This is a genomic window from Micromonospora sp. U56 (assembly GCF_018070095.1).
GTDB classification, from domain to species: domain Bacteria; phylum Actinomycetota; class Actinomycetes; order Mycobacteriales; family Micromonosporaceae; genus Micromonospora; species Micromonospora purpureochromogenes.
The window spans coordinates 90,558-99,829 of the sequence record NZ_JAGPYL010000008.1 but is presented as its reverse complement, the minus strand read 5'-3'; the positions used below and the strand labels follow the sequence as shown (position 1 = coordinate 99,829).

Annotated in this window: 10 protein-coding genes; 3 read left to right on the top strand and 7 right to left on the bottom strand. The window is 72.2% G+C overall.

The annotated features are described in order from the left end of the window. The first annotated feature begins 79 nt into the window (after positions 1–79). Positions 80–949: a DUF559 domain-containing protein gene (locus KBX37_RS05730; RefSeq protein WP_307848962.1), complete on the top strand. Its 870-nt coding sequence runs from the start codon at positions 80–82 to the stop codon at positions 947–949. A gap of 92 nt (positions 950–1,041) precedes the next feature. Here the strand turns inward: KBX37_RS05730 and KBX37_RS05725 are convergent, their stop codons facing one another. The 3 genes from KBX37_RS05725 to KBX37_RS05715 are packed head-to-tail and all read right to left on the bottom strand — an operon-like array spanning position 1,042 to position 4,264. Beyond that, on the bottom strand, positions 1,042–1,410 hold the full coding sequence (locus KBX37_RS05725; RefSeq protein ID WP_307848961.1) for a DUF779 domain-containing protein: 369 nt from the start codon (positions 1,408–1,410) through the stop codon (positions 1,042–1,044). A gap of 23 nt (positions 1,411–1,433) precedes the next feature. After that, the gene (gene adh / locus KBX37_RS05720; RefSeq protein ID WP_210774868.1) at positions 1,434–2,939 is read right to left on the bottom strand and encodes an aldehyde dehydrogenase; all 1,506 of its coding nucleotides are present in this window, start codon (positions 2,937–2,939) and stop codon (positions 1,434–1,436) included. A 38-nt stretch (positions 2,940–2,977) separates the two neighbouring features. Beyond that, positions 2,978–4,264, bottom strand: a complete 1,287-nt coding sequence (locus KBX37_RS05715; protein ID WP_210774867.1) for a GAF domain-containing protein — start codon at positions 4,262–4,264, stop codon at positions 2,978–2,980. Between the two features lie 163 nt (positions 4,265–4,427). Between KBX37_RS05715 and KBX37_RS05710 the strand changes: the two genes are divergently transcribed. Then, on the top strand, positions 4,428–4,622 hold the full coding sequence (locus KBX37_RS05710; RefSeq protein WP_088963864.1) for a hypothetical protein: 195 nt from the start codon (positions 4,428–4,430) through the stop codon (positions 4,620–4,622). 156 nt (positions 4,623–4,778) lie between these two features. Continuing rightward, the gene (locus KBX37_RS05705) at positions 4,779–5,459 is read left to right on the top strand and encodes a hypothetical protein (protein ID WP_307848960.1); all 681 of its coding nucleotides are present in this window, start codon (positions 4,779–4,781) and stop codon (positions 5,457–5,459) included. A 105-nt stretch (positions 5,460–5,564) separates the two neighbouring features. On the opposite strand, the gene KBX37_RS05700 is transcribed toward KBX37_RS05705, so the two are convergent. The 4 genes from KBX37_RS05700 to gabT all read right to left on the bottom strand — a co-directional run bounded on the left by KBX37_RS05700 (position 5,565) and on the right by gabT (position 9,269). Then, positions 5,565–6,554: a transporter gene (locus KBX37_RS05700; protein ID WP_210774866.1), complete on the bottom strand. Its 990-nt coding sequence runs from the start codon at positions 6,552–6,554 to the stop codon at positions 5,565–5,567. Beyond that, positions 6,551–7,441 carry an ABC transporter ATP-binding protein gene (locus KBX37_RS05695; RefSeq protein WP_210774865.1) on the bottom strand — a complete coding sequence of 297 codons (891 nt, stop codon included), beginning with the start codon at positions 7,439–7,441 and terminating at the stop codon, positions 6,551–6,553. Before KBX37_RS05695 ends, KBX37_RS05700 begins: the two co-directional genes overlap by 4 nt. Positions 7,442–7,452: 11 nt before the next feature. Further along, positions 7,453–7,869: a GntR family transcriptional regulator gene (locus tag KBX37_RS05690; RefSeq protein WP_210774864.1), complete on the bottom strand. Its 417-nt coding sequence runs from the start codon at positions 7,867–7,869 to the stop codon at positions 7,453–7,455. A gap of 128 nt (positions 7,870–7,997) precedes the next feature. Next, positions 7,998–9,269 carry a 4-aminobutyrate--2-oxoglutarate transaminase gene (gene gabT / locus KBX37_RS05685; protein WP_210774863.1) on the bottom strand — a complete coding sequence of 424 codons (1,272 nt, stop codon included), beginning with the start codon at positions 9,267–9,269 and terminating at the stop codon, positions 7,998–8,000. Positions 9,270–9,272: the final 3 nt, after the last annotated feature.

Below are 9,272 nucleotides of genomic sequence, written 5' to 3'. Positions count from 1 at the left end.
GGGGCGGGGCGAGGGCGGGAGAGGAGGGGAGGGGTTTTCCACAGGGAGGTTGGTTGTCCACAGGGTGGGGCGGGGAGGGGTGGGGTTGGGGGATTCTGCCCGCATGGGGGTTCAACTGTGGCGCGTGGAGTCGTTGACTCGTCAGATCACCGTCAAGCGGCTTCGGACGCGGGTCGGCAGGGAGGAACTGCGCCGGGTGCGGCGAGGCGTCTACGCCGACCAGCCGTGCGATGACGAGGACGAGCTGCGGGCGCTCATGCTGTGCCTGCCCGAGGAGGCCATGCTCGCGCGGCAGACCGCGGCGCGGCGGCACGGGTTCGGAGTGCTGCGAGAAGATCAGGTTCACGTCCAGCTTCCCGCCGCGGTGCCCAAACCGCGACTCCCGGGGCTGGTCGTGCACCACTCGGTACTTCCGGTCGAGCCCGTTCTCGTCGGTGACCTGCCGTGCGTCCCGCCGGTCCGATGTGCCGTGGACCTCGCGCGCACCGTCCGCCGGATGGACGCCCTGCCGGTGCTAGACGCTGCCGTTCGCTCCGAAACGGTGACCCGGGACGAGCTGTTGGCCGAGGTTGCGGCTCATCGGGCCCTGCGCGGTGTCCGCCAGGCCCGGGAGTTGGTGCCGCTCGCCGACGGCCGGCCGGAGTGTCGCCAGGAGAGCCAACTACGATTGTTGCTGATCGACAGCCGGCTGCCGGCGCCCGAACCTCAGCTGTGGGTGTTGGACCGGGACGGCATCCCTCGGTACCGACTGGACCTGGGCTACCGCCAGCGCCGCGTGGGCATCGAATACGACGGACTATCCCACCTGGACCGCGACCGGATGCGGTACGACCGCGGCCGCCTCAATTGGCTCGACGCCAACGGCTGGCGCATGCGCTACTTCACCGACCGCGACCTCTACCGCCGCCCGGCCCACATAGTCGCCACCATCCGCGCCGCCCTCTCGTGATCCTCCTCTGCGCGATCTTGCACTTTGTGCCCACAGGCTGTCTTCTTTGTCCGGGATGCCGGGGCGCAAAGTGCAAGATCGCGGCTGCTGCGTCAGGCGGCGAGCCGGGAGCGGATGAGGAAGCGGACGCCGTCCGGCGCCTCCAGGGAGAACCCGCTGCCCCGGCCGGGCACCACGTCGACCGTCAACCGGGTGTGTTTCCACAGCTCCCACTGGGACGTCGACATCCAGAACTCGACCGGTTCGGGCACGCCGTCCACCTCGAGTGCCGCCAGCAGGACGTCCGAGCCGCCGGTGCGGAACTCGCCGGCCGGGTAGCACATCGGGGCGCTGCCGTCGCAGCAGCCGCCGGACTGGTGGAACATCAGGGGCCCGTGCCGCTCTCGCAGCGACCGGATCAGCTCGGCCGCCGCGGGAGTGACGGTAACGGGCGGCGCCGTGGCGCCCGGGGGACCGGGCACCACAGCGTCTCCACGGGCAGCCATCAGAAGAAGCCGAGCTTCTTGGTGGAGTAGCTGACCAGCAGGTTCTTGGTCTGCTGGTAGTGCTCCAGCATCATCTTGTGGTTCTCCCGCCCGATGCCGGACTGCTTGTACCCGCCGAACGCGGCGTGCGCCGGGTACGCGTGGTAGCAGTTCGTCCAGACCCGCCCGGCCTGGATCGACCGCCCGGCCCGGTACGCGGTGTTCATGTCCCGGGTCCAGACGCCCGCGCCCAGCCCGTACAGGGTGTCGTTGGCGATCTTCACGGCGTCGTCCAGGTCGGCGAAGGAGGTCACCGAGACCACCGGGCCGAAGATCTCCTCCTGGAAGATCCGCATCGAGTTGTGGCCCTCGAAGATCGTCGGCTGAACGTAGTAGCCGCCGGACAGCTCGCCGCCGAGGTCGGCGCGGGCGCCGCCGGTGAGCACCTTCGCCCCCTCCTGGCGACCGATGTCCAGGTAGGACAGGATCTTCTCCAGCTGGTCGTTGGACGCCTGCGCGCCGACCATCGTGTCGGTGTCCAGCGGGTGGCCCTGCACGATCCGACCGGTTCGCTCCACCGCCGCGGCGAGGAAGTCCGAGTAGTGGCCCTGCTGGATCAGCGCCCGGGACGGGCAGGTGCAGACCTCGCCCTGGTTGAGGGCGAACATGGTGAAGCCTTCGAGCGCCTTGTCGTGGAAGTCGTCGTGGGCGGCGCTCACGTCGTCGAAGAAGATGTTCGGGCTCTTGCCGCCCAGTTCCAGGGTGACGGGTTTGATGTTCTCGCTGGCGTACTGCATGATCAGCCGCCCGGTGGTGGTCTCGCCGGTGAACGCCACCTTCGCCACCCGGGGCGAGGACGCCAGCGGCTTGCCCGCCTCGACGCCGAAGCCGTTGACGACGTTGACCACGCCCGGCGGGAGCAGGTCGGCGACGAGCGACAGCAGGTGGTGGATCGACGCCGGGGTCTGCTCGGCGGGCTTGAGCACCACCGCGTTGCCGGCGGCCAGCGCCGGGGCGAGCTTCCAGACCGCCATCAGGATCGGGAAGTTCCACGGGATGATCTGCCCGACCACGCCGAGCGGCTCGTGGAAGTGGTACGCCACGGTGTCGTCGTCGATCTCGCCGAGGGTGCCCTCCTGGGCCCGGATCGCGCCGGCGAAGTACCGGAAGTGGTCGATCGCCAGCGGGATGTCGGCGGCCAGCGTCTCCCGTACCGGCTTGCCGTTCTCCCAGGTCTCGGCGATGGCGAGGGATTCCAGGTTCTCCTGCATCCGGTCGGCGATCCGGTTGAGGATCAGCGACCGTTCGGCGACCGAGGTGCGTCCCCAGGCGTCGGCGGCGCCGTGCGCGGCGTCGAGCGCCTTCTCGACGTCCTCGGCGGTGCCCCGGGCCACCTCGCAGAAGGTCTGACCGGTGACCGGGGTGGGGTTCTCGAAGTACTGCCCGCCGTGCGGCTTGACGTACTCGCCGCCGATGAAGTGGTCGTAGCGGGACTGCCAGTGGGTGGGGGCGTCGTAGCGCGTCATGGGTACCTCCGCCGTCCGTCAGGGGTGATGGCGGGACGCTAGTTTCCGCGACGTTGCAGCGACGTTGCGCGCTCCAGGTCGTACTCGGCGCAGAGTTGGCCGATGCGGGCCAGGGCGAGCGGCCGGCGCGGCGCGCCCGGCGGCAACGCCCGCGCCAGGGCCTGCCAGGCGGTGAGGTCGTCGGCGCCGGCCGGCGTCGCGGTCCAGGCCGCGAGCAGCGCCGGGTCGCCGGCGGCCAGCACGGCCGCGCGCAGCTGCCCGTCGACCAGCCGGCGCAGCCGGGCCACTCCCGGCGCGTCCGAGGCGGGCAGCAACGGCCCCGGGTACGCCCGGAGCGCGCCCGTCGCGTCGCCGCGTTCCAGCAGCTCGCCGACGGTACGGAAGTCGGCGCGCACGGTGCCGCGCAGCCGGTACGGGCGGGAGTCGAGCAGGTCGGGACCGAGCGCGCGGCGCAGCCGGGACAGCTCGGCGCGCAGGGTGACCGGGTGCAGCCGGTCGTCGCCGTAGAGGTCGAGGCCGAGCTGTTCGCCGGTGCGCCCCTCGGGGTGGTCGAGCAGCAGCACCAGCAGTTCGCTGTGCCGGCGGCCGAGCCGGACGCGCCGCCCGCCGACGCGCAGCTCGGCCTCGTCCCGGCCGAGGGCGGCCACCGAGATGACGTCGGGTTCGGCCGGCGCGGCGCTGGCCAGGAACGCCTCGGCGGCCCGCGCGGTGGCCCGGACCAGGGCGAGGCTCTGTGGGGTGGCGAGGTGGTCGCCACCGGTGATGTCGATGGCACCGAGCAGCCGGCCGGTGGGGTCGTGGATGGGTGCCGCGGCGCAGGTCCAGCGCTGCACCGGGCGGACGAAGTGCTCGGTGGCGAAGATCTGCACGCTGTGGTCGACGGCGAGGGCGGTGCCGGGGGCGTTGGTGCCGGCGTGTGCCTCGTCCCAGCGGGCGCCCGGGACGAAGTTCATCCGTTCGGCGTGCCGGAGCACCCCCGGATGCCCCTCCACCCAGAGCAGCCGCCCGCCCGCGTCGCAGACCGCCATCAGGTGGGCGCCGTCGTCGGCGATGCCGCCGAGCAGGTCGCGGAAGAGCGGCAGCACCCGGGCGAGGGGGTGGCCGGCGCGGTAGCTGTCCAGCGCGTCGTCGGTGAGGTCGACCGGGGCGGTGGCCTCCGGGTCGAGCAGTGCGCCGGCCGACCGCCGCCAGGACGCGGCGACCACGTCGCGGACCCGGGGCGGCAGGTCACCGGCGGTGAGGAACGCTTCGTGGGCGGCACCGACCTGCGCGATCCGCTCGGCCGGATCGGCACCGAATTCCAGGGCGAGCCACGGGTCGGCCATCGGCGACCTCCTCGCGCCCATCGTGACGCAGCCCACCCCTGATCGCCAATACCGGTTGCCGCGCCGATCGACGCCGGTCATCCTGGTGCCTCGGTCGCCGCCGGCAGGGCGCGGCGTCGTGAGTGGAGAAGGGGCGGTCGTGATGGTCGGGACGAGGGAACGGATGTTGGTGCAGCTCCAGCTGGTCAGCGGCGACCGCCACCTGGTGGCCTGGGTGCGCGACGACCGCCGGGTACGCGTCGGCGTGGAGCTGTCGCTGCGTGACCACGCCGAGCCGGACCGGTTCTGGCGGGTGGTCGCCAAGGGAGAGCCGCGTCCGGCCGGCGAGATCCACCGCGGCTGGCACAACGACATCTGACTTCCGCCGACTTCGTGACCGTCGGTGTCGGCGCCGGTGGCACCGCGTCACCGAATCGGCCTTCCGGAAACTCTCCTGCCAGAACCGCTGAACCGGGCAGCGCTCCCACGCCGTACCAGGCGGCGTACGGAGATCACCGGACGACGGGAGACAAAGGTGCAGCGCAAGCACGTGTTGGCGGCAGGGGTGGCGGTGGTCGCCGCGGCGGTGGTGGCGGTCGGGACCGGGTTCGGCTTCGCCGACACCACCCCCGCCCGGCAGAGCGCCTGCCAGGGCTCGGTGACGTTCTCGGCCGAGGGCGGGGCACCCGCCGCGACCAGCGACCGGTTCCCGGTGGGCACCCGACTGCGGGTGACCAACCTGGACAACAACCGGGCGGCGACCGTGACGGTGACCGGCCCGTCCGGAAGTTGCGTCCTGCTCAACGCCGCCGCGATGGAGCTGGTCCGGGAACCGGGCAAGAACGTGATCCGGCGCAACCTGGTGGAGCGCCTGGACGGTGCCGCCGCGCAGCCCGGAGGAGCGGCCCAGCCCGGCGGCCAGACCCCGCCGGGCAGCGCGCAGCCCCCGGCGCAGCCGGGTGGCGTGCCCACGGCGAGCGCCTGCGCCGGTGCGATCACCTTCTCGGCCGAGGGCGGGGCGCCCGCCGCGACCAGCGGGCAGTTCCCGGTGGGTACCCGGCTGCGGGTGACCAACCTGGACAACAGCAAGGTGGTGACGGTGACGGTGACCGGCCCGTCGGGCAGTTGCGTGCTGCTCAACGCCGCGGCGATGGACGCGATCCGGGAGCCCGGCAAGAACCTGGTCCGCCGCAACACGGTCGAGCTGGTGCGCTGACCCCGCCGGCCCGCTGGTGCGAAGCGGGCCGGATGAGTGGAACACCATGGGTGTCACGCGGAGGCTGTGTCACCCATGGTGTTCCACCGGGGACCCGGGCGGCGGTCAGGCGATGCGGCGGAGGCGGCGTACCGCGAGGTAGAGCAGGAGCGCGGCGAGGGCGACGAAGATGCCGGTCTCGATGCCCTGGAACAGCCAGAACCGGTCCGCCGGCTGGTAGAGCTGCCAGTTGTACGCGCCCGGCTGGAGGCCCAGCTCGGCACCGCAGGCCCTGCCGTCCGGCCCCTTACCGCCGGGCGGGCACATGATCCGGGTGTCCTCCGCCATCATCGTCCCGTCGGGGTTGCGGATGCCCTGGCTGAGGATCCAGTCGCCGCGGCTCATGGCGGCCTCCGTGACCCCCTCGATCGGGAAGGTGAGGGTGCGGGCGGGTTGGTAGTGCGGGCGGGCCAGGACCGCCACCGCCGCCCGTACGCCGATGAACCCGGCCAGCGTGATGCCCATGGCGGGCAGCATCCGTTTCCACACGGTGCCGGCGAAGATGCCCAGCGCCACGGCGAAGAGGGTGTATCCGATCGGGACGACGCCCTGCAGATCGAACACGATCACGCCGAGCCGGCCCTCGTACGCGGCCTGAGTGAGCGGTTCGACCCACCACGACATGCCCAGCCCGTAGCAGACCGCGAGGACCACCACGGCCGCGCCGACCAGCCCGAACTTGACCAGCGCCCAGCGGGTCCGGCCGACGCCCTGGGTCCAGACGAACCGGTGCGTGCCGTGCTCCACCTCGCGGGCGACCAGCGGGGCGCCCCAGAACAGGCCGACCAGCACCGGCAGGGTGAGCAGCAGGACGGCCACCAGGTTCAGGCTGCCGTACCGGTTGGTGAAGCGGCGGAAGCCCGCGTCGCAGGTCTCCCGGGTCGCCGCCGCCACGTCGGTGCCGGCGAGCTGGCGTGCGCAGTCCGCCAGCCCGAGGTCGGCGAAGGTGTGCCGCATCGACAGGCCGATCGGCACCATCAGGGCGGCGAGCGCCGCGAACCCCAGCAGGGTGAAGAACGCCTGCTTGCGGTGTTGCCGCCAGGTCAGCCAGATCATGCCGGCACCCCCCACTCGCGGTGACTGGTCTGCGAGACGCCGTCGGCGAGGTAGGCCAGGACGACGTCCTCCAGGCCGACCTCGCGCACCGTCCAGGCGGGATCGGTGACCGGACCGTCGGTGCGGACCAGCAGCGTGGACTGCCGGTCGGTGTGACTGGCCCGGACCACCTCGGCGACGCCGCCGATCGGGCCGTCGTCGTACCGTGGGCCGACCAGCTGCCGGTGCGCGGCCACCAGGTCGTCAACCGAGTCGGCGAGCTGCACCTGGGCGGCGTTGAGCACGATCAGGTAGTCGCAGACCCGTTCCAGGTCGGCCAGCAGGTGCGAGGAGAGCAGCACGGTGGTCTCCGACTCGGCGACGCTGCCCATCAGCGACTGGAGGAACCCGCGTCGGGCCAGCGGGTCGAGGCTGGCGACCGGCTCGTCGAGCAGCAGCAGCCGGGGTCGTTTCGCCAGCGCGAGCGCGAGCGCGACCTGCGCGCGTTGCCCGCCGGAGAGTTTGCCGACCCGCAGGTCGGGCGGGATGCCGAGCTGGGCCAGCCGGTTGCGGGCCAGCGCGGCGTCCCAACGCCGGTTCAGCCGGCCGCCGAGGGCGACCAGCTCGGCGGCGGTGAAGTCGCGGTAGAGCGGGGTGTCCTGGGCGACGAACCCGATCTCGGGCAGCTGCTCCGGGTTGTCGTACGGCGACTCGCCGAAGATCCGTACGGCGCCCGCGTCGGGTCGGAGCAGCCCCACCGCCAGGTGCAGCAGAGTGCTCTTGCCGGCGCCGTTGGGCCCGACGAGGGCGGCGATTCGCCCGGCCGGCAGGTGCAGCGAGCAGTCCCGCAGCGCCCAGGTCTTCCCGTAGCGTTTGCCCAGCCCCTGGGCCTCCAGGGCGATCTCCATCTGGTGTCCTCTCATCGTGCCGGGGCGGTCTTCGTGCCTTCGGTGTCAGCGGTGAGGGCGGCCCGCATGGTGGTCTCGACGAGGGCGGTGACGTCCTCGGGGGTCAGTCCGGCGGCGCGGGCGCGGTGCAGCCACGCCACCAGTTCCTCGCGCAGCTCGGCCTGGTTGGGCAGGGATGTGCCGGCGAGCGTGCGCCGGACGAAGGTGCCCACCCCCGGACGACCTTCGACCAGGCCCTCGATCTCCAGCTCCCGGTACGCCTTCAACACCGTGTTCGGGTTGATGGCCAGGGACTGGGCGACGTCGCGGACCTTCGGCAGCTGGTCACCGGGCGTCAGCAGGCCCACCCGCAGGGACTGTTTGACCTGCTGGACCAGCTGCACGTACGTGTTCACCTTGGACCTGCCGTCCAGCACGAACTCGATCACCCAGTCGCCCTTCCATTGTCCTACGACAGTAGGACTATAGGACAGGATTGGGCGCCCGGTGGACCCGTGACACAAGAAAGCGCCACGGGTGTCGTCGACACCCGTGGCGCTTGCTGACGGACGGGGGCTCAGCCGAAGGCGGCGTCCAGGATGTCCAGACCCCGGGCCAGCTCGTCGTCGGAGATGACCAGCGGCGGCAGGAAGCGCAGTACGTTGCCGTACGTGCCGCAGGTCAGGGTGAGCAGCCCGGCGGCGTGGCAGGCCGCCGAGATCGCCGCCGTGGCGGCCGGGTCCGGGACCAAAGTGCCCGGCTGCACCAGCTCCACGGCGAGCATCGCGCCCCGGCCGCGTACCTCGGCGATGCGCGGGTCACGCTCGGCGATGGTGCGCAGCCGCGCGGCCAGCACCGTCTCGATCCGCTGCGCCGCGCAGGTCAGGTCCAGCTCCCGCATGGTCTCGATGCTGGCCAGCGCCGCCGCGCAGGCGATCGGGTTGCCGCCGTAGGTGCCGCCGAGGCCACCGACGTGGACCGCGTCCATCAGCTCCGCCCGGCCGGTCACCGCCGCCAGCGGCAGCCCGCCGGCGATGCCCTTGGCCAGGGTGACCAGGTCCGGCACGACCTCCTCGTGCTCGCAGGCGAACCACTGCCCCGTCCGGCAGAACCCGGTCTGGATCTCGTCGGCGACGAAGACCACCCCGGCCGCCGTCGCCCACTCGCGCAGTGCCGGCAGGAACCCCGCCGCGGGTACGACAAAACCGCCCTCGCCCTGGATCGGCTCGATCAGCAGGGCTGCCACGTTCTCCGCGCCGACCTGCTTCTCCACCAGCTCGATGGCCCGGGCCGCCGCCTCGGCGCCGGAGAGACCCCCGTCGCGCAGCGGGTACGACATCGGCACCCGGTAGATCTCCCCGGCGAACGGCCCGAACCGGTGCTTGTACGGCATGTTCTTCGCGGTCAGCGCCATGGTCAGGTTGGTCCGACCGTGGTACGCGTGGTCGAAGACCACCACCGCCGGCCGCCCGGTGGCGTGCCGGGCGATCTTCACGGCGTTCTCCACCGCCTCGGCGCCGGAGTTGAACAGCGCCGAGCGCTTCTCGAAGTCCCCCGGGGTGATCGCGTTGAGCTGCTCGCAGACCGCCACGTACGACTCGTACGGCGCGACCATGAAGCAGGTGTGGGTGAAGCGTTCGACCTGCGCCTTCACCGCCTCGACCACGCGGGGCGCGGAGTTGCCCACGTTGGCGACCGCGATGCCCGCCGCGAAGTCGATCCACTGCCGGCCCTCGACGTCGGTGATGGTGCCGCCGCCGGCGTGGTCCACGTAGGACGAGATGGTGCTGCCGACGCCGCGGGCCACCGCCGCGCCGCGCCGCTTGTGCAGTTCCTCGGACGACGTCATGGG